The 541-nt window shown below is 69.1% G+C and carries 1 protein-coding gene; it reads right to left on the bottom strand.

Annotated elements, in window-relative coordinates:
- Positions 1 to 357 (bottom strand): tetratricopeptide repeat protein (locus tag FQ755_RS06835; protein ID WP_186308435.1); only part of this gene is annotated, 357 nt, incomplete at its 3' end.
- Between the last annotated feature and the right edge of the window lie 184 nt (positions 358 to 541).

Here is a 541-nt window from a genome sequence, read left to right as displayed (position 1 = left end):
GTGACGCTCCTGCGCGGCATAGGCATTGCCGAGGTTGTAGTGCGCGAGCGGGAAGTCGGGGGCCAGCGTCAGCGCGTTGCGAAAGCGCACGATCGCGTCGTCGATCCGGCCCAGCGCCTTCAGCGCATTGCCGAGATTGAGGTGCTGCGCGGCATCGTTCGGGCGCAGCTCCACCGCGCGGCCGACCAGATCGGCCGCTTCCTGGTTCTGCCCCTGTTGATGGCGCAGCACGCCGAACAGATGCAGTGCATCGGCATCGGCCGGGTTGGCCGCGAGCGCGGCGCGGTAGTCGCGCTCGGCCTCGGCCAGGCGGCCTGCCCGATGCGCCGCGAACGCGCGATCGAAAACGGATTCCATGACGCAAGACTGGCGAGAAAGACGCATTTTCCCACAGCGCGCGTCGGGCCCGTCCATTTGCGCGTGTGCGTCTGGAACGCGTGCGGCGGCGGGCGTAGACTTGGGGACCGTCCTGGATCGCGGAGGTCGAGATGCTTGCCGTCCCGCTGGATATCGCGCCGGTGCTGATCGTGGGCGCCGGGCC

The sequence above is a fragment of the Paraburkholderia sp. BCC1885 genome (assembly GCF_900996235.1).
Classification (GTDB): Bacteria; Pseudomonadota; Gammaproteobacteria; order Burkholderiales; family Burkholderiaceae; genus Paraburkholderia.
Note: the sequence above shows the minus strand (reverse complement) of the source record. Positions and strands in the feature narration are given on the sequence as shown.